The 20,474-nt window shown below is 49.3% G+C and carries 16 protein-coding genes and 1 tRNA gene; 6 read left to right on the top strand and 11 right to left on the bottom strand.

Annotated features, from left to right (window positions below; all coding sequences use genetic code 11):
* Nucleotides 1-102: 102 nt before the first annotated feature.
* From UM181_16450 to UM181_16430, 5 genes are all read right to left on the bottom strand, one after another.
* Nucleotides 103-1,152, bottom strand: coding sequence for an AAA family ATPase (locus UM181_16450; GenBank protein WQC62877.1), 1,050 nt, complete (start codon nt 1,150-1,152; stop codon nt 103-105).
* Between the two features lie 301 nt (nt 1,153-1,453).
* Nucleotides 1,454-2,782 (bottom strand): aspartate aminotransferase family protein, encoded by a 1,329-nt coding sequence (locus UM181_16445; GenBank protein WQC64788.1) that lies wholly within the window; start codon nt 2,780-2,782, stop codon nt 1,454-1,456.
* A 1,083-nt stretch (nt 2,783-3,865) separates the two neighbouring features.
* Nucleotides 3,866-3,940: transfer RNA gene (locus UM181_16440), tRNA-Gly, on the bottom strand.
* Between the two features lie 157 nt (nt 3,941-4,097).
* On the bottom strand, nt 4,098-7,550 hold the full coding sequence (locus UM181_16435; protein WQC62876.1) for a pyruvate carboxylase: 3,453 nt from the start codon (nt 7,548-7,550) through the stop codon (nt 4,098-4,100).
* Nucleotides 7,551-7,719: 169 nt separating this feature from the next.
* Nucleotides 7,720-8,865 (bottom strand): alpha-hydroxy acid oxidase, encoded by a 1,146-nt coding sequence (locus UM181_16430; protein WQC62875.1) that lies wholly within the window; start codon nt 8,863-8,865, stop codon nt 7,720-7,722.
* 179 nt (nt 8,866-9,044) lie between these two features.
* Here UM181_16430 and UM181_16425 point away from each other — a divergent pair, with 179 nt between their 5' ends.
* The 4 genes from UM181_16425 (at nt 9,045) to UM181_16410 (ending at nt 13,158) form a co-directional block, all read left to right on the top strand.
* Entirely contained in the window at nt 9,045-11,390 is a 2,346-nt protein-coding gene (locus UM181_16425) for a UvrD-helicase domain-containing protein (GenBank protein ID WQC62874.1), read from the top strand.
* A gap of 41 nt (nt 11,391-11,431) precedes the next feature.
* Nucleotides 11,432-12,178, top strand: a complete 747-nt coding sequence (locus tag UM181_16420; protein WQC62873.1) for an SDR family NAD(P)-dependent oxidoreductase — start codon at nt 11,432-11,434, stop codon at nt 12,176-12,178.
* A gap of 295 nt (nt 12,179-12,473) precedes the next feature.
* On the top strand, nt 12,474-12,626 hold the full coding sequence (locus UM181_16415) for a hypothetical protein (protein ID WQC62872.1): 153 nt from the start codon (nt 12,474-12,476) through the stop codon (nt 12,624-12,626).
* A 352-nt stretch (nt 12,627-12,978) separates the two neighbouring features.
* Nucleotides 12,979-13,158: a hypothetical protein gene (locus UM181_16410; protein ID WQC62871.1), complete on the top strand. Its 180-nt coding sequence runs from the start codon at nt 12,979-12,981 to the stop codon at nt 13,156-13,158.
* A gap of 618 nt (nt 13,159-13,776) precedes the next feature.
* Here UM181_16410 and UM181_16405 read toward each other — a convergent pair.
* From UM181_16405 to UM181_16385, 5 genes are all read right to left on the bottom strand, one after another.
* Entirely contained in the window at nt 13,777-14,037 is a 261-nt protein-coding gene (locus tag UM181_16405) for a hypothetical protein (protein ID WQC62870.1), read from the bottom strand.
* Between the two features lie 572 nt (nt 14,038-14,609).
* The gene (locus UM181_16400; GenBank protein WQC62869.1) at nt 14,610-15,053 is read right to left on the bottom strand and encodes a DUF6691 family protein; all 444 of its coding nucleotides are present in this window, start codon (nt 15,051-15,053) and stop codon (nt 14,610-14,612) included.
* A complete protein-coding gene (locus tag UM181_16395; GenBank protein ID WQC62868.1) occupies nt 15,053-15,478 on the bottom strand; it encodes a YeeE/YedE thiosulfate transporter family protein in 426 nt (141 codons plus the stop codon). The genes UM181_16400 and UM181_16395 overlap by 1 nt, the downstream gene beginning before the upstream one ends.
* A 49-nt stretch (nt 15,479-15,527) precedes the next feature.
* Nucleotides 15,528-16,391, bottom strand: coding sequence for an MBL fold metallo-hydrolase (locus tag UM181_16390; protein ID WQC62867.1), 864 nt, complete (start codon nt 16,389-16,391; stop codon nt 15,528-15,530).
* Between the two features lie 164 nt (nt 16,392-16,555).
* Nucleotides 16,556-16,771, bottom strand: a complete 216-nt coding sequence (locus tag UM181_16385; protein WQC62866.1) for a hypothetical protein — start codon at nt 16,769-16,771, stop codon at nt 16,556-16,558.
* A 129-nt stretch (nt 16,772-16,900) separates the two neighbouring features.
* Here UM181_16385 and UM181_16380 point away from each other — a divergent pair, with 129 nt between their 5' ends.
* Nucleotides 16,901-17,155, top strand: coding sequence for a DUF2312 domain-containing protein (locus UM181_16380; GenBank protein ID WQC62865.1), 255 nt, complete (start codon nt 16,901-16,903; stop codon nt 17,153-17,155).
* Nucleotides 17,156-17,340: 185 nt separating this feature from the next.
* Nucleotides 17,341-18,999, top strand: coding sequence for an iron ABC transporter permease (locus UM181_16375; protein WQC62864.1), 1,659 nt, complete (start codon nt 17,341-17,343; stop codon nt 18,997-18,999).
* 950 nt (nt 19,000-19,949) lie between these two features.
* Here the strand turns inward: UM181_16375 and UM181_16370 are convergent.
* On the bottom strand, nt 19,950-20,075 hold the full coding sequence (locus UM181_16370; GenBank protein WQC62863.1) for a hypothetical protein: 126 nt from the start codon (nt 20,073-20,075) through the stop codon (nt 19,950-19,952).
* Between the last annotated feature and the right edge of the window lie 399 nt (nt 20,076-20,474).

Here is a 20,474-nt window from a genome sequence, read left to right as displayed (position 1 = left end):
TCGAATGATAATAGTTATTAGGCTTTACAGCTTACCCCTGTCACGCCTATCATATCTGTCATGTTTAGATGTGAAATATGAAAGATATGACTCGTGTGATAGCTACTGCGCCATGAGCCTACCTTCTTTTTTGACGACCAAACCGACCTCAATGAGCCGATCTATTGCTTTTGCGACTTGGCTCTGATCCTTGCCTGTCGTGTCCACGATGTGCTTTTGCATGCAGCGCGGGCTTTCCCTGATCAGTTCAAGCACGAGTTTCTGCGTTGCGCCGAGCTGCGCCTCACGAACGTCATCGCCCATATCAAAGCTATGACCATTCCAGTTTACATACTTTTCGCACTGTTCGACGTCTTTGCCGGTCACATACTGCTTGCAGTCTTTGGTGCCAGTCTGTTGCTCCATAACAAGGATCGTTTCTGCTGTGCCGGTTATTCCAATGCTGCCGATAACCTTCTCAAGCGGCGCGTTGGACACCTCTGACGTCTTTTTGCAGTGATGCACAACGACAATCGCTATTCCGAGCTTGTGCGCAAGTTTGCGCAGGCCGTCAAATTCTTCGACGGTCTGGTCATAATTTTTATTATTAGCGCTGGGCATCATAATGCTTTGCACCATATCGATGACTATGCAGTGGGCTTTTGTTCCCTTGGCGACCAGTTCAATGTGGGAAAGAGCCGCTGCACCGCGTGATAGCTTTTCTCCTGTCGACATGACGGCATGGTAAGTGAGGTGCTGAACGTAACCGCTGAATACGGCTTGAACACGATCTTTCAGGCGCCGCACATTATCTTCGGCAGCGAGGTAATGAACGGGAATGCCATCAGCGTCTATGTGCTTTGCCAAGTTCAATACAAACCATGATTTACCAACCTTGGGCAGCGCTGCCAAAAGCGTAAGGCCTACAGCTGGTATCAGGCCATCATAGAGAAAGCGCAGAGGCTCAAAATGCATTTCGAACAGCGCGCTCGCCGGTTTGATGCCAAACTTTTCCAAATAAGCTTGTTCCTGCGGCTTTTTATTGGCTAGGTCCACCTCGGCAAGCGAGATGAACGTTTCAATCGTATTGCCCTCAAGCTCTCGCCAGTCGGATAAGCCGCCTTTGTGGGCAGGGCAATTTTTAACGCTGTCTGATGCAAAAATACTCTCCATTTTGTTAAATCAAGCCTAGCCCCAGGTGACTGGGCCATTTTGCGCAGGCCCATGGACCCAGAGCCAAGCATGAGGGGCTATGGACATAAAACCACGCAGCTTGGTCCTGCCCAACGTGTAACCTAAATGGGGCAATTGATAGTGATTTGGTAGTTTGTGGTCTTTGTTATCTTACTACACCTTGGAGTTGCCAAGTTGGCCGGACAATCCAGATGATGCGGTTCTTCAGATTTACTCTGAACAGCTTAAGTAAAAAACCAGCGCACGGCACCGCTGGCACTCTGATCGCAAATAAATTTTTCTAGGCAGTGGCTGCAATCTTCAAAACCGCGCTTTCGACCAGATCTGCCAGTTCGGTGATATTGCTATCGTCCATAATAAAGGGGGGGGCAAGCAGGAGGTGATCGCCAAATTCTCCGTCTCTGGTGCCGCGCATTGGATAACAAATTAGGCCATTTTGAAACGCATCTGCCTTCAGTTGCGCCGCAATATTGCGTTTCGGATGAAAGGGTTTTTTCAGGCCTTTATCTTCCACGATTTCAAGACCAATAAACAAGCCGCGGCCTCTGATATCGCCAATAAAAGGGTGCTGCGCGAAACGCGCGCGTAAGTCTGAAAATAAAAGCTCAGAGCTTCGTTGCACATTGACCAGCAGGTGGCGGTCTAAAATCGCGTTCAGCACGGCCAAGCCAGCCGCGCAGGCCATAGGATGCGCGTTATACGTATGGCCATGTTGAAACAATTTTGAACCCTGTTCCAGAACCGCATAGATGTTCTTGTGGCACAACATTGCTCCGATTGGCTGATAACCGGCCCCAAGGCCCTTCGCTATGCATAATATATCTGGGGTAACCCCATCTGCTTCGCAAGCAAACAGGTGGCCCGTGCGCCCCATTCCACACATTACCTCGTCAAAAATCAGCAAAACACCATAGCGATCGCAGATTTCGCGTATAAGTTTGAAATACCCTTCAACGGCTGGCACAGCGCCCATGGTTGCCCCCACAACCGGTTCGGCTATGAAGGCCATCACTGTGTCAGGGCCTAGGCGCAAGATCTCATCTTCCAATTCTTGTGCGGTGCGCTGGGCATATTGTATAGGCGTTTCAGACGGCTGCTTTTCAGCATATTCATAACAGGGTGCAATATGCGAGGCCGGCGCTAAGATTGGTTCGAATTGCGCGCGCCGCCATTGATTGCCCCCAGCAGCCAATGCACCCAACGTATTGCCGTGATAACTTTGTCGTCTGGCTATTAAGTGGCGCCGCTGCGGCTGCCCATGTTCAACATGAAATTGCCGCGCCAGTTTGATCGCGGCTTCCACTGCCTCAGAGCCGCCCGAGACGAAATAGACTTTCTCAAGGCCGGCGGGAGCATGCGTGCTGAGCAGGCTGGAAAGTTGTTCTGCGGTTGCACTGGTGAAAAACCCCGTATGCGCGAAGGCCAATGTTTCTGCTTGTGTTTTTAGCGCGTCAATAATTTCAGGATCGCCATGCCCAAGGCAGGATACCGCCGCGCCGCCAGATCCATCAAAATATTTTTTTCCGTGTTCATCATATAAATAACAGCCCTGCCCAGCAACAGCAATGGGAGGCGGACTGGCGATATTTCGCGGAAAGACATTACTCATATCGGCTCCAAGCGCACAGATGGGGTGAGATAAGCGTGTCATGCGACGCTCTTTCTCGAACAGATGCAAATTAATTGGGGCCAGAAAAGGCTAGAATAACATAAGAGGTCAAGACTTATATAAAATACCAAAAGTTATTTATTAAAGGGGTGACGAATTTGTTTTGTATCCGTCAATTTGTTTGCTCTTAGATATACAGGATAGGCAGATAACTCATCGCATCGCATCGCTCCGCGCTTTGAGGCGTAATTTTTTCGTAGCGGGCGCGTCCGAGCCGGTTGAGGGTCACCTATAGACCATTCTCATTTTCATATGTTGTGAATAAGATCCCAAAGGTCCACCGCCAAGCGATAGATTGCCGAGCACCTCGCATGTCGGCGAATTGGGTAGTGCGTTGGCAGTTGGAATTATCTTAAGGCATCAAGGTACTGCGCGGCGTTGGCGATTGTCTGATGCTGGTAGAGCCGCTCGGAGGCTGATGTTAAAGCTGGCGTCTGTTATCGCGCTTACCAACCAAATGGCGATTTGAGTATTGCCGCTGACTGTGAAGAGATCGTCTTCAATCGCCAAACCCCGTTAAAGCGTTTCACCGCAAATATCTAGCCGCCGGTGGATTGTGTTGCATGCCGACGGCATATTTTGCGCAGTAGGAACAGAGAGCCAGTTGATATCAGAGGGTGATCGGGGTTGAGCTTTTCAGATCCAACATAAGCGGTTTTTATGTTTTAGCTTATCCAGCTATGTATATCATCATTCGAATATTATCACGGGCCTCGCTCGGGGCGATGCTCGGATTAGCAACCAGATGGGCACTGCTAAATCCGTCGACCTTACGCGAAATCATGGCGCCGCGTTCATTTTAGGGTGCGCAAAATAATCAAGCTATAAAACCGAGGTGGTAACCTTAAGGCCACCTTCTTTTAAGCGTTTGTTTGCAAGGGTAAAATTTAAATTGGAGCGGACAATGAGATCGGCCCTCTGTGAAATTAGGGGCCCTTTTTGGTTAAGAATGCATAATAACCGAGTTACAGAACAGTGCGCCAATACACTCTAAGTCATTTATTTTATTGATTTAAAGAAGATTGGAGCGGGCGATGAGATTCGAACTCACGACATTTACCTTGGCAAGGTAACGCTCTACCCCTGAGCTACGCCCGCATCCTGTGGGTAGGCGCGTGATATAAACAACTTGATCCGCCCGCAAGGGGTAAAATGCACTCTGTCGTGATTTTTTCTTCCAGATACGGGGCAAGCCGAGATGTCCGACCGCCCACTTGTAAACTGGATGTTTTGGCGTGCGGCCAGGGCCACGGGTCTAAGACGCCTCATCCGGTTGAAATTCTATCAGTAAATCTTTGGCATCGATTTGCCCGCCAGCCTGCACATGTACTGCGCTAATCACGGCGTCACGTTCGGCATGTATGCCTGTTTCCATTTTCATCGCTTCCAAAGTCAAAAGCAGATCACCGGTTTTGACGTGTTGCCCTGTGCTGACCGCCAGCGAAGCTACGACGCCCGGCATTGGGGCTCCAATATGGTTTGCGTTGCCTTGCTCTGCTTTTGGACGAGACATCGCTTGTGATGTGATCAAGCGATTGGGAACGCGGATCACACGCGGCTGGCCATTCAATTCAAAGAAAACCTTTACTTCGCCTTTTTCATCGGTTTCTCCGATGGCCTGTAATCGAATTTCTAGAATTTTTCCGGGATCAATTTCCGCTGTTATTTCTTCGCCAGGTTGCATGCCATAGAAGAATGTATTGGTGGGCAAAGCGCGCACGGGGCCGTAGGTTTTATGGCGCGCCATATAATCAAGGAACACTTTTGGGTACATCAAATACCCATTTAAATCTTCGTTATCAACCTCGCGCCCGTCCAGCGCCGCGCTCAGTGCAAGGCGTTCTGCGACCAGATCCACGGGGGGCAAAACGGCCCCGGGGCGCGTGGTCATCGGGGCCTCGCCTTTTAACACTTTGTTAACAAGCGCTTCTGGAAAACCACCCGGAGGCTGGCCTAAATTGCCGCGTAGCATGTCGACAACGCTGTCTGGAAAGGCCAGATCAAGATTGGGATCTTCCACATTACTACGGGTTAAGCCTTGGCTTACCATCATCAAGGCCATATCGCCCACGACTTTAGATGACGGGGTGACTTTAACAATATCTCCGAACATTTGGTTCACATCGGCATATGTGTTGGCCACGGCGGGCCATTTTTCTTCAAGCCCGAGCGAACGTGCCTGCGCTTTCAAATTGGTAAATTGCCCTCCGGGCATTTCATGCAGATATACCTCGGATGCAGGTGCTGCCAGCCCGCTTTCAAACGCTGTATATTGGGCACGCACATGGTCCCAATAATCACTTAACGAGCGGATCGCATCGATATCTAAATGAGTGTCCCGTTCGGTATGGCGCAGTGCTTCGACAATTGATCCAAGGCAGGGTTGCGATGTGCCCCCAGAAAACGCATCCATCGCCGCGTCAACCGCGTCAACACCGGCCTCTGCCGCAGCTAATAAAGTGGCACCTGCCAAACCTGATGTATCATGCGTGTGGAAATGAATGGGCAAGCCAACTTCGGTTTTTAAAGCGGTGATCAGCTGGCGTGCAGCTGCCGGTTTGAGCAATCCGGCCATATCTTTCAGGCCCAGTATATGAGCGCCCGCATCGCGCAGCTCTTTGCCCATGGCAACGTAATACTTTATGTCATATTTTGCTCTGTCCGGATTCAAAATATCACCCGTGTAACAAATGCTTGCTTCGCATATTTTTCCAGAGTCTATCACGCCATCCATCGCAACGCGCATATTTTCAACCCAGTTCAGACTGTCAAAAATACGAAAAACATCAATGCCATTGGCAGCTTCCGTGATGAAGCTTTGCACCACATTATCGGGATAATTCGTATAGCCCACACCGTTGCTGGCCCGCAGCAACATTTGGGTCATCAGGTTTGGCATCGCGGCCCGGAGGTCGCGCAACCTTTGCCAAGGGCATTCTTGTAAAAACCGATAGGCGACATCGAATGTGGCGCCCCCCCAGCATTCGACGCTCAACAAATTAGGCAGCGTGCTGGCATAGGCCGGGGCGGCTTTGATCATATCGATCGAACGCATTCTGGTCGCCAGAAGCGATTGATGCCCATCGCGCATCGTTGTGTCAGTTAGCAGCAAAGCTTTTTGATCCAACATCCAATCCGCAACGGCTTTGGGACCTTTTTCTTCCAGCAGGTTGCGGGTTCCGGGCTGCGCAATACCCTCAGTTTTAGGAGGCTTTGGCGGCTTTATGTCGGCTGCAGGGCGCGGTCTGTCGGTTGTTTCGGGATGCCCGTTGACGCTGATATCGGCGATGTAAGTGAGCACGCGCGTGCCTCTGTCACGACGGCTTTTAAAATCGAACAGGTCTGTCGTGTCATCGATAAATTTTGTGGTATATTCATTGCTCAAAAATATTGGGTGTTTGAGCAGGTTTTCGACAAAGGCAATATTTGTGCTGACACCACGAATTCTAAATTCGCGCAGCGCTCTATCCATACGCGCAATCGCCTTTTGGGGCGTGGGTGCCCAGGCTGTGACTTTCACCAAAAGCGAGTCATAATAGCGCGTGATGACGCCGCCCGCATAGGCGGTGCCGCCGTCAAGGCGAATGCCCATGCCGGTGGCGCTGCGAAAGGCGGTTAAACGCCCATAATCGGGAATAAAGTTATTTTGTGGGTCTTCAGTGGTGATCCGTGTCTGAAGCGCGTGACCGTTCAATCTAATCTCAGTTTGCGATGGCTTTCCCGTCGCCTCGGCCAGCGTTTTGCCTTCGGCAATCAAAATTTGTGCTTGAACGATATCAATACCGGTGACCTCTTCGGTTACAGTATGCTCAACCTGTACCCGGGGGTTTACCTCGATAAAGTAAAACTTACCGCTGTCCATATCCATCAAAAATTCAACTGTACCTGCGCATTCATAATTCACATGCGCGCAAATGCGCCGCCCCAATTCGCAGAGCTCTGCGCGCTGGGCCTCGTTTAGATAGGGGGCTGGTGCCCGCTCAACGACTTTTTGGTTGCGTCGCTGGACAGAGCAATCACGCTCCCAGAGGTGATAGATCGCACCCTGTTTATCGCCCAGAATTTGCACCTCAACATGCCGGGCGCGTAGAATCATCTTCTCTAAATAGCCCTCACCATTGCCAAAGGCGGCTTCTGCTTCGCGGCGCCCCTCTAGCACTTTTTCTTCCAGCTCGCCTGGATGGGTGATGGGGCGCATGCCACGCCCGCCGCCGCCCCAAGAGGCTTTTAACATCAATGGATAGCCAACATCTTCAGCTTGCCGCGCGATATCGGCAACATCATCCCCAAGCACTTCGGTTGCGGGAATAACCGGGACACCAGCTTCAACCGCCACGCGGCGCGCCGATGCTTTATCGCCAAGCGCGCGCATGGTTTCCGCGCGAGGGCCGATAAAAGCAATATCATTCTTCACGCAAGCATCAACGAAATCAGGGTTTTCAGACAGCAACCCGTATCCTGGATGGATGGCATCTGCGCCCGATGCCAGCGCAACCCGGATAATTTCATCAATTGATAGATAGGCGGCAACGGGACCTAAGCCTTCCCCAATGCGGTAAGCTTCATCGGCCTTAAAGCGGTGCAGGCCCAGTTTATCTTCCTCGGCAAAAACGGCGACTGTTTTCTTTCCCATTTCATTCGCAGCGCGCATGATGCGGATGGCAATTTCGCCGCGGTTTGCAATAAGAATTTTTTTGAAATCAGTCATTTGATCGTCCTTGGTTGAAGTCTACGCGTGAAAATCTGAAACGATGGGGGTATCCTACGTCATGCTGCGCTGCAGAATTACTACTGTCGGCTTTCATTGTCAAAATTTATGTAAGGCGTGGTGTGTATCGGTGTTCCGCCGCCGTTTAAAGCTTGCGCCGCGCCAAAGCTTAACCAGGCTGTTTTGCGATTATTTTGCCGGCGCAGTCTTTTAGATTTTCGAGCCCCAATTGGCCCATATTGGCGATAAGATCTTTGCGTAAAATATCTGTTAAATGTGCCGGACCCAGCGGCCCTAGCGCGCCCAAAGCATAATGCCATGCTTTCCCAAGCATCACAAAATCTGCACCCAGCGCAAGCGCGCGCAGGATATCCAAACCGCTTTCAATACCGCTGTCAAAAATCAGCGGAAGTGTTGTGGCACGGCGAATACTGGGTAGCATGCTGATACTTTCGGGCGCGCCGTCAAATTGCCGGCCGGCATGGTTTGACACCCATAACGCGTCGACCCCAATGCGTTCCAACCGCTTGGTATCATCGGGGTTCAAAATACCTTTGACAATCAACGAGCCCTGCCAATTTTCTCGAAGCCAGCGTAGATAGGCCTCATCGGGCGAGGCCCGCAGCAAATAGCCGATATGGGCGGTGGGGGGCATGCCAGGTTTAACCTTTGCATATTTGTTCAAAAACGGCATGGCGGGCCGCCCAAAGGCGGCCGTTGCGAGCGCCCAATGTGGTTTTTGAGCGATTTGGGCCAGAAGGCGCGGCGTAAGCCTTGGAGGCTGAGTGATGCCGCTTCGTGTTTGGCGTTCGCGCCGGCTGGCTACGGGCAGATCAACCGTTAAGACTAAAGTATCAAAGCCCGCATTTTTAACGCGGCTCAGCATATCTGTGCGGATCTCAGGGTCGCGCGGCGGGTAAAGCTGAAACCAGCCATTTCCGTTTGCCACAGGACCAATGGTTTCCGGCGTTTGGCACGCAACCGTTGACAGGGTATAGGGTAGATTGTTGTCCTTAGCATTGCGCGCCAGCAGCGTTTCGGCATTGGGCCAGATCAGTCCCGACAGTCCCACTGGTGCAACGCCAAAAGGCAGATCGAAGGTTTTTCCTAAAAAATTGCAATTAAGATCAACCGCGAGCGGCCCATGTAAAACCGATGGCATCATGCGCACCTGATCAAAGGCGATGCGATTATTGACAAGAGTGCTTTCTGTTCCGGTGGCGCTATCAAGATACTCCCAGACAAAATGCGGTAATTTGCGCTTTGCGGCCAGTTTCAGGTCGAAGATGCCGGGATATCGTGTGTCTAAATCCATATCCGTATATGGCGAAACCAAGATGTTCTTGTCTAGAGCCGCGACGGCAATTGGATGAATAAACTTCGTTCTTTTTGGCTTTTTGATCTTTTTGCATAGACATCTGATCGAAAGAAAATAATAGAACATTTGCTGAACATTCTCTTTTCAATCAGCTTTATTGGCGCTACTTTGCCGCCATGAGCAGCTATGATAACACCCATAAACCCGCAGAGCTTTCTCTTTCTGCACAAGCGATCGCGGCGCGGCCAAGCCCTTATCTTGATCAACTGAATCCGGCGCAGCGCGCTGCTGTTGAAGCGCTTGACGGGCCGGTTTTGATGTTGGCGGGGGCAGGGACGGGAAAAACCAAAGCCTTAACCTGCCGGATTGCGCATTTGTTAACGACGGGGCGGGCGCGTCCTCATGAGATATTGTCGGTAACATTTACCAATAAAGCCGCCCGCGAGATGAAAAACCGCGTTGCAGAATTGCTAGGGCAATCTGTTGAAGGGATGCCTTGGATGGGTACGTTTCATTCGATTTGCGTCAAGCTTCTGCGGCGCCATGCAGAATTGGTTGGGCTGAAAAGCAGCTTCACGATTTTGGATACGGATGATCAGATACGGCTATTAAAGCAATTGCTCGTGGCCTCTGATGTGGATGATAAGCGGTGGCCGGCGCGGCAATTGGCTGGCATTATCGATCAGTGGAAAAACCGAGCTTGGGGGCCTGAAAATGTACCCGCGGCTGAAGCGGGTGCTTTCAATCACCGCGCCACCGAATTCTATGCGGCCTATCAAGAGCGCCTCAAGGCATTAAATGCGGTGGATTTTGGCGATCTGTTACTGCATGTCGTTAAGATTTTTCAAACGCAGCCGGATGTTCTTCAGCAATATCAGCAGTGGTTCAAATACATCCTGGTGGACGAATATCAAGATACCAATGTTGCGCAGTATTTGTGGCTTAGATTATTGGCTGGTGGTCACAAAAATATCTGCTGTGTTGGTGATGATGATCAGTCAATCTATGGCTGGCGGGGCGCCGAAGTGGGCAATATTTTGAAATTTGAAAAGGATTTTGCGGGAGCGAAAACAGTAAGGTTGGAGCAAAATTACAGATCAACGCCGCATATTCTTGCCGCCGCAAGCGCCGTTATTTCAGGCAATACAGGGCGGTTGGGCAAAGAGCTTTGGACCGATCTTGACGAAGGTGAAAAGCTGCGTTTGATCGGGCATTGGGATGCCGAAGAAGAGGCCCGCTGGATTGGCGATGAGATCGAAGCGCTTCAACAAGGCAGCCGTGGTCTTGATAAGTTTAGTCCAGATCAAATGGCGATTTTGGTCCGGGCCAGCCATCAAATGCGCGCCTTTGAAGATCGGTTTTTGACCATTGGTTTACCCTATCGCGTGATTGGGGGGCCACGGTTTTACGAGCGGATGGAAATTCGCGATGCGATGGCTTACTTTCGACTGGTTTGTAGCCCCAGTGATGATTTAGCCTTTGAACGGATCGTGAATACGCCCAAACGCGGGCTGGGAGATAAAGCCCAGCAGAAAATTCAATCTATGGCGCGCCAAGAAGGCATTGCCTTAACGGAAGGGGCGAGGCTGCTTTTGGAGGCCAAAGGCCTGTCGGGCAAAGGGGCGCTTGAGCTGGGCCGTTTGGTCGATGGGCTGGGGCGGTGGCGCAAAACGATGCAAGATCAATCAATATCCCATCAAGAATTGGCTGAGGTGATATTGGATGAATCGGGCTATACCGAGATGTGGCAGAATGACAAAACACCCGAAGCGGCGGGGCGGTTGGAAAACTTGAAAGAATTGGTAAAAGCGCTCGATCAATTTGAGAATTTACAAGGGTTTTTAGAGCATGTGTCGCTGGTGATGGATAATGAGCGCGATGAGGCTGGTGAGAAAGTCAGCATTATGACGCTGCATGCCGCCAAAGGGCTCGAGTTTCCAGCCGTTTTCCTACCAGGGTGGGAAGATGGTTTATTCCCCTCGCAGCGCAGTATGGAGGAAACTGGTCAGCGTGGTTTGGAAGAAGAGCGCCGTCTTGCCTATGTGGGGATTACGCGCGCAGAGCGTCTGTGTACGATTTGTTTTGCGGGCAACCGGCGCATTTTTGGACAATGGCAATCTTCAATGCCTTCTCGGTTTATTGATGAGCTGCCTGCTGATCACGTCGATGTTCTGACCCCCCCGGGTCTTTATGGCAGTGCCTATGGAATGCAGAGTGAGGCGTCAAATTTGGCTGTTGATATGGGAAATATCGGCGGGGGCTACGCCTCACCGGGGTGGAAGCGCTTGCAATCCCAAAGCGCTGAGCGCCCGATAAGCCAACCGCGCGAAAGCGCGCATATGACGATTGATGCGGTTGCGGTTTCAAGTTTTACAATCGGTGTGCGGGTGTTTCATCAAAAGTTTGGCTATGGTTGCGTGTCTGAGATTGAAGGCGATAAATTGACAATCGCCTTTGAAAAGGCCGGGATTAAAAAAGTGGTCTCGCGTTTTGTGGTATTGGCGGATGACGTGCCATTTTAATGTGATGTATCTGGAAGCGGCGTTTTAAAAGGGTTTTTGAGATGAATAACTATGATTTAAATGGCCGTTTGGCGGTGATCACTGGCGGCGCGCAGGGCATCGGATTTGCTGTTGCGCAACGCTTCATCGCCAGCGGCGCGGGAGTGATGATTTGGGATCAAGATGATGCGCAGGGGCAGGCCGCAGTCGCACGATTGGGGCAGGGTGCCGCCGCGATGCCTGTGGATGTGGCTGATGCGAATGCGGTGAAAGACGCAGCGGAAAAAACCAAAGCTGACTATGGGTCTATTTCAATTTTGATCACATGCGCTGGTGTTGCGGGATCAAACGCAAAGCTTGTGGCTTATGACCCAGATGAATGGAAATCGATTATCGACATTAATCTCAACGGCACCTTCAATTGTTGCCGCGCGGTGGTGCCATCCATGATGGAGCAAGGCTATGGGCGCATTGTAACCGTTGCCTCGGTGGCGGGAAAAGAAGGAAACCCAAATGCTGCGGCCTATTCTGCCTCTAAAGCTGGGGTGATCGCCTTAACCAAATCCTTGGGCAAAGAACATGCTGATATGGATATTGCGGTGAATTGTGTGACCCCGGCAGCGGCGAAAACCCGAATTTTCGATCAAATGAGCCAGAAACATATCGACTATATGTTGTCTAAGATTCCCCGTGGGCGCTTTTTGCAGGTTGAAGAAGCCGCCCAAATGATCACTTGGCTGAGCACTTCGGAAAATTCATTCACCACGGGATCTGTCTTTGACCTAAGCGGCGGTCGCGCAACTTATTAGATCGGACTTTTCAAGGCGCTTGTGTTTGATTTCCTCTGCGCATGCCGCGCAAATGTGGTCTTTCTTTTGCGTTAAAAGCTTATAAAATCTCGTGTAAACATTTTATAGGCTGGGGTTGCGGCCGCTTTGCCTGTTAGAGGAGTTTGATATGTCCGAGGCGAAGATAGTCTGAAAAATAGCAGTTATTTCATGAAAGATATTGTGGGTTTCACCAGAATGATGGCCCATAGCGAAGCTATAACGCTGCCTACGTTTAGATCTTGCCGTGAAATTATGGACAATCTGTTTCAAGAACATGGAGGGCGGATATTCAATACGAGTGGTGATCCTGTGCTGGTCGAGTTTCAACCAGTTCAACAGGTTTAGGGATGAGCGCAATATGCAGGTGATTGAGCTGTGCGATGAAGCAATTGAAAAAGATCCAGAATTGTTTGATGCCTATGTTTAAATGCGTAAATGCCTTTTTCTGTGCGCTTAGAAGCCGAGTATAAATCACGCCGAAACGTGATGGAGGCAAGCTTTCATGAACTGTCTGAGCTTGCTTGTCGGCTTGATCCTAAAGCCCAGATGCGGCTTCAAATCATAGAAATTCCTTCAATATGAAAAGAGGTTACGATCAGCGGATGAAATATGCCAAAGAAGCCTTGGAGCTCAACCCCAGCCATCCAAGATCAAACTCTCAATATGGCGGCGATTTGTAACGAGGGGCGCTTTGCCGAGGCGGAAAGGTTTTTTCTAAGGGCCATCGAGTTGGATCCTGTTCAACGCAAATCTTATGAAGGCTTTTTCGGTTTCTCTATATGGCAATGAACCAGTCGGAGCAGGCGCTGAAATTGTTATACACGCTTTATGACAGGTCGCAGCATAGCCGCTATGATGGGTTTAGGGCTGCGATTAACGTGCATTTGAATAACAAAGATGCGGCAAAAGCAGATTTGAAAACGTATAAAGCGGCGCGGCCCGAATTAAAGATGCTTTAGGATGATGAAGAAGTTGCCCCTGCCATCATCAAAGATTACTTGCTGGCTGAGCTGAAAGAGATTTGGGATCTGGTTTGATAGAAAACTTTGAAGAACCTTACCGAAATCAAGCCTTAATAAAAGATAGAGAGGCCGCCGTTCAGAGCATGTGATATTCCATCGGGAATTGATCTAACATTTCATAGTCCTAGTTTATAAACAGCGCTATAGAGCAGGTTTTTTATGTTAATATTTGCCATAAATGGTTCTCAACTTTGTCAAACAAAAGATTAAGGTCCTTTCTACAAAAGGCCAGGCCTGTGTTTTTAAATCAATTTAAAATTTTCTTCAGCATGCTAAGCCCATCTGATCAATCAAAATCTATCTACCAAAAATTTTAAGAAATTCTATGGCAAGAGCGGCGTATGATAAGTGTTTTCGCACTCTTCTCGGTGCTGATTATCAATCGCTAAAACTTACAATTTTACTCAGCTGCGTGAAAACTTTCACCAAAGGCTCAACTTAGATGGGCGGCGCCAATGAGGGTTGGCTTTATCGCGCATTGGTTTTGTCGTTTTGCAGCTGAGTGATTGATTTTATTTGTGTAGCTTGCCTTTGAGCAAGTGAGCTAAGTTGCTTTTACCACAGACCAAACGGTCCGTTGCCTTCTTCGCGCCGCACGCGTTCTTGAAACGCATCCGTTGCATTCGCTCGAAACATTGCTTGTAGATAGTATCGTTCTGCATTTGCCCCGTCGATTGTCAATCCGCCGATTGGTCGCCAGTCTGCATTGATTAAATCATTGATCGAGTTTTGTAGATCTTCAAGGCTGGTTTTGCGTATGATCTGATATTGCATCGGCCAATCCCCAAGCGTTTTTTCAGGTTCAAGATTATCCAATTATACCAAGTAAGCCAAAAGGTTTCTTTGCTATTGGCGTTTCCTCACGCTCGTTTGATAGGTTGATCATTGTGAAATAAAACAGGCGCGGGGGATTTGAAAATCGCCCGCGCCATAAAATATTGGGCATCAAACTGAAGCCTGCTTTAGTCGCTTTCCCAACGCGTCAATTCAAATTGCCCGCGATCGGCTTATACATTCCTTCGATATGTTTACGTCGCAATTAAAACCACGTCGCATGCATATTCAGGTCTCTGTCTGAATTATAGCTTGCTGCTTGAAGGCTCAGGGGTAACCATTACGGATTCTGGTGCTGCTGTGTCACAGCCTGCAAGAAAAACGGTTCCGATGAGCGCGAATGTGATAACAAAAATCTTTTTCATTAGGTTTCTCCTTATGCCCCTATAAGAGCGATCACCGCGCGTTATTCAAGGGAAAACTGATGTCATACAGGTAATTTTCGCGTGAGTATTATGTTACGCATAGCACGTGGGGGACGTCACCTTTGAAACCGATCTGACTGTTTTGATGATTGCCGTATAAAAGTGACACTTAAGCGCTGGTTCGAAACGTCACGGCAACGTTTTTGGTGTATTCTCAGTTTTACTAAAAAATGTTTGAAGGCGCCGCGTCGAAAGCATGCCAATGATCATTGCGCTTGCAAATACCACGCCGCTGCTTCCACCAAAGCTTAAGGATGCGATTGCCGGGCCTGGGCATAGGCCTGCCAACCCCCATCCGATCCCGAAAAACACCGAGCCAATAATAAGGTCGCGATTTATTCCGGCCGTGTTCGCAGCTGGAAATTTATCCGCCGTCAGGGGCGTGCGCACCCGCGTGGCCTTCCAGGCGATCACCATTGGTAGCATTGCTCCGCCCATTACAAAAGCTAAGGTGGGGTCCCATTCGCCGAATATGTCCAACCAGCCCTGCACCTTTTTGGTATCCGTCATGCCCGATATGATCAAGCCAAGGCCGAACAAAGCGCCTGACACTAAACTAATCAATATGCGCATCAAATGGCTCCTAACAAATGTTTAAACACAACCACGCTTACCGCCCCGGCTAAAATATACGCCATCGTTGCAGCTATACCCCGCAGGGAAAACCTTGAAATGCCGCAGACGCCATGGCCTGATGTGCAACCATTTGCCAGCCTTGTTCCAAAACCCACTGCCAAACCCGCAATCGCCACGACGATTACATTTTCGCTAGCATGTGTCGGACCTATGTTTAACGGTCGCACGAACAGCATTGGAGCAATGAATAACGCAGAAACGAACGCTAGGTTTTCAATCCAAATTCGCCGATCTGTGGTTTTGAACATGCCAAAAACCAATCCGCTTGCGCCCATAACTCGGCCATTTCCTAATAAAAGAAAAGCGCCAGCGCAGCCAATCAAAACACCGCCTACCAATCCATAAATCCAATCTATTGGCATATCTAGCTCTCCGACTGCGCGCGTTTGGTTTTACGTTATTTTTCTAAATTTAAAGTTTATTGATGGGCAGTTTTAAAAACACATCCCCATGCTCATCAGGCGGTGGCATATTGCCTGCCCGCATATTGATTTGCAATGAGGGCACTATCAATTTTGGCATCGCAAGTTTTGCATCTCGTTCGTCTCGAAGCTTTACAAACGCTTCAGCTTTGACATCGCCCCCAATGTGAATATTCTTTTTACGCTGTTCACCAACGGTGGTTTCCCAACTATATTCATCTCTGCCCGGCGCTTTGTAATCATGGCCTACAAAAATTTTTGTTTCATCGGGCAGCGCGAGTATCTTTTGAATCGATTCATATAGGGTTTGCGAGGACCCGCCCGGAAAATCGCAGCGTGCGGTGCCAAAATCGGGCATGAACAACGTATCTCCAACGAAAGCGGCGTCTTCGATGACATAGGTGAGGCAGGCCGGGGTATGCCCTGGTGTATGTAAAACATCAACGCGCATTTGACCAATGTGAAAAACATCCCCGTGATCGAATAATTGATCAAATTGGCTACCGTCGCGCTGAAACTCTGTGCCCTCGTTGAATACTTTTCCAAATGTATCTTGAACAAGGGTGATGTTGTTTCCGATCCCAATTCTGCCACCTAGTTGGTCTTGGATATATGGGGCCGCGGAGAGGTGATCGGCATGCACATGGCTTTCAAGCAGCCATTGAATATCCAAAGCCTGTTCCTTGACATAAGCGATGATTTTATCTGCTGAGCTGGTCTGAGTGGTTCCAGAGGCATGATCAAAATCAAGCACGCTGTCGATGATGGCAGCCGCATGTCCGTTCGGGTCGCGCACGAGATAAGAAATTGTGTTGGTTTGCGGATCAAAAAAAGCTTTTACTTTCGGTCCCATTCGGCGCTCCTAAAAACAATTGGAGGCAGAATAACAATATCCCTCTTATTGACAAGTATATCGAATAGATTGTTTTTAAGCGTTTGATCGGTGGAATTTTGTTTTTTTAACTGCGCAAACCAAAGGCTTTTGTTCTGCGCCTCTTATTTTGTGCTCCGGGCAACTTACCCAACCGCTATACCAATTGCGACTGTCATCAATCCCACGGCCGATAAAAACAAAGATCCTAAATTTATGGGCATAACGGCGGCTAATTCAGCGCGCATCTCCTCATCCGAGAGCGATCGTTTCTTTGCCTTTACAACTTTCGCGATGCAGAGCATCAAACCAATAATGCCAAGCAAAGACAGGGCGGCCCCAGTTAAAACTATTCCCGACATGACGGCATTCCTAGCTATCCAGATTGAGCCCGCCTTATAGGTTTTCTTTATGCCAAGCAACCAAAAGGCGTCTCTTGCGCAGCCAAAGCAAGCTGGTTTAAGGAGGGCAGGAATTCCAAGGAGATTGAAATGCAAGATACGCCCGAAGACACCCACCGTGTGGCTGCCGCAGAGCTTCGTCAGTTTATTGAAAGATATGAACGTTTGGAGGCTGAAAAAAAAGATATTGCGGATCAACAGAAAGAGGTGATGGCAGAAGCCAAAGGGCGGGGCTACGACACGCGCGTGATGCGTAAATTGATCGTTTTGCGCAAGCGCGATCAAAACGAGATTGCCGAAGAAGAAGCCATCTTAGATCTGTATAAGGAAGTTCTGGGGATGTAGTGCTTGGGGCAAGTTGACCAAGGTAAATTCTGCCTAAGGCATTGATTATGAGCGCTCTATAGCCTCTATTGGCCCGCGCAAGCGTGACTTTGGCTTTGCAAGTTGTTGCACCAGTTGTGCAAAGGGCGCGCATCGGGCAAGTATAAGCTGAGCATTACGCAGAAAAACCGGCAAAGGACCACAATGTGACAAGCCGTGCCATTCATAAGACGTTGGGGGCAGCCTTTCCCCAAGCGGTCAATATATGGTCGCTCGCGGCCCTGCTGATTGCAGCGGGCGTTTTATTGCCGATTATTGCGATTTTGGTTTTGGCGTTTTTCCCCTCAGATGATATTTGGAGCCATTTACTGGCAACCACCTTGCCTCGCTATCTTTCAACCACGCTCGCGCTTATGGTATGCGTGGGTTTTGGTGCTGCGTGCATAGGCGCTGGCACCGCGTGGTTGATCACGCGGTATCGGTTTTGGGGCGTGCGCTCTTTTGAATGGTTACTGCTTATGCCATTGGCGATACCCGCTTATGTGGGGGCCTATGCGTTGGTTGATTTGCTCGAATATGCGGGCCCTGTCCAGAGCGCGCTGAGGGGGGTGATGGGATGGACAAACGCGCAAGATTATTGGTTTTTTGAAATTAGGTCATTCGGCGCGGCTAGTTTTGTACTGACAATGGCGCTGTATCCTTATGTTTATTTACTCAGTCGGGCAGCATTTCGTGAACAATCTGGGGCCGTCGAAGAGGTGGCTCAATCGCTTGGGTCGCATGCATTTTTGCGGTTTTGGAAAATTGGTTTGCCTTTGGCGCGCCCGGCAATCGCTGCTGGAACGGCGATTGTGATGATGGAAACGATCAATGATTTTGGCGCGGTTGATTATTTTGCGGTTCAAACCCTAACAACTGGAATTTTCAGCGTTTGGCTGGAAGGCAGCAACGCAGGCGGGGCGGCGCAATTGGCGACTTTGGGATTGTGTTTGATTATCGTTTTGGTTCTGCTTGAAAAAAATGGGCGCCACAAAATGCGGTTTTTCAGTTTATCCACTCATCACAGGCCAATTTTAAGGCAAAAATTGCGTGGTCGCCACGCTGTTTTCGCTTCGGTATTTTGCTTTTTGCCAGTTTTATTCGGATTTATAATTCCTGCTTTGGTTCTGGCGCTGCACGCGGTGCGCAAGCTTGATTACTGGAAAGATGCGGATCTATACGCGGCGTTGTGGAACACGGTGTTTGTCGGCGCGATTGCAGCCTTTTTCACAGTGGCTGCTGGACTCGTCATGGTATATGGCGTCCGTCTTAGCCAACAAAAATTGCCGCGTCTTTTATTGCCCCTCACCACGATCGGTTACGCTGCCCCTGGTGCGGTCTTGGCTGTTGGCATTTTAATTCCTTTGGCGGCTTTTGATAACGCCTTGGCCGATTTTATTCTGGCCTTCACAGGGCGCGAGATCGGGTTGATTTTAACGGGCACGTCTTTTGCGGTCATTTTGGCGTATTTTGTGCGCTTTTTTGCGATTGCCCAAGGCGCCGCGGATACCGCGATGGAGCGCGTCTCTCCCAATTTATCGCAGGCGGCCCGCTCTTTAGGCCGCTCAAAGCGTGAAATATTGGTGCAGATTTTTTTACCCTTGATTAAAGGCAGCTTGGGGTCGGCCTTGGTGCTGGTTTTTGTCGATTGCGTGAAAGAGCTGCCTGCAACGATGCTTTTAAGGCCGTTCAATTTCAGCACGCTCGCCACTCGTACGCATGATCAGGCGAGTTTGGAAAATTTACCTCAGGCTGCGCCGGCGGCCTTATTGATAATATTGGTCGGCTTGCTCGCTGTCGGGCTCTTGGCACGCGCCAGCCGATAAATTTTGCAGCACAGGGTTGTTTCAGTCTCTTTTTATTACAGGAACTCAATCAGCTTCCAGTCGAACCCGTTACGACGCGAAAGAAGCGCTCTATGATTTTTTCCTATTAAGAGTGCTACCTATCCGGATATGAGGTTTTTTTCCAAAGAAAAACGACACGCAATATTCCGCGGGCATTTACAACTGTTTCGATCACGACCATCACATCGACTGGTCGTGCAAGGACCGCCTTCAGAGTTTAAAAGGCCGCATCTGGCTTCATTTTAGAACATTTTCGGTAAAATTTGCCCAAAAAAGGGCATTTACAATGAACGTGATGCGCTGTCTGCACAGCATGTTCATATTTTTGTGTGAGTGCCATAGACGCAGACGAAAAACGATTTGGTACAGCTGGTTAAAAGCTGATCATTCCAGAACCCTTCCAATAGAAGACAGAGGTCAACGGCCGTAGATGAAGAGGCTAGACAAGGATGAAAAGTGTCTTCCGCGGCAGTGCTTACATTTTTAGAGGGGTGAACTGAAAAATCAAGCCTGCAACGCCCAACCTGGTTGTGAAAAGGCAGTCGGAGATATTGGAACGCTTATGCAATCTCAGGGTCACGTGTTTCAGTAACCAAACGAAAAGCGTTATTCGCTCTATTTGCCACTTGCGAGATTACAATTCCTACGGTTAGAAAGCTGATTGCGTTAAATAGGCGAGGCAAGCTTTGATCATTTGATCGCCTTTTCAGATCAGTCATCTCAAATTCTTTTGTCTTTAATATCGCAGAACCGGCTCGTAAATAGAGCAATAGAGGTTATGTTGACGTTGCCACTTTGGCATAATCAAAGCAGAAAAGGCGATGGGTAGAAGGCAATTATCAATGTGTAAGGGTGGCCTGTTTATGAAAAAACCGTGCGCCTCCTTAATCAATCAAGCTCGACAGCAAGGGGCCCAGTCATACCCCCTGTTACGGACATGCCAACTGCAGAACCAGCTGCGTCTCTAATTTCAGCGATACTTGCTTCCAACATTTGGGATCACTCCAAAGCGTCATGGTTCCAATTGTATTTTTTCCGGTGACTGTGGCACGCATGTTCACTGCGCCATACTTTTTCATCTCAGGCCAGAAACCTTTGGCTGCTGCAACTGCATCGCCGACGTTCCCGTCAAATTCTTAACCGGTGAAAGATACACCCATTTTTCTCTCCATTTTTGAAAAATGTTATAACATTCTTTATTCATCTACCGATTTGCCAAAGATTACGTTGCGAAACCTAAAATCTAAATGCCGTCTGATGACAGAACATGCGCTTTCATTAAGGCTTTCTGCTTTATCCCAGATACCACTTCGGTTGAGCCGCCGATCAAGCTGATGGGCTTCTAGCCCACATGTATTGCGGATATGGTTGAAAGACCGCACGGCAGCAGCGGCTAGGGTGCGTTTAACGTGATGCTACCGCCAAATGAAAGCCACATAAATCAAACAGTTGCT

This window comes from Alphaproteobacteria bacterium US3C007 (assembly GCA_034423775.1).
Classification (GTDB): domain Bacteria; phylum Pseudomonadota; class Alphaproteobacteria; order Rhodobacterales; family Rhodobacteraceae; genus Thalassovivens; species Thalassovivens spotae.
This window is presented reverse-complemented; position numbering and strand designations above follow the sequence as displayed.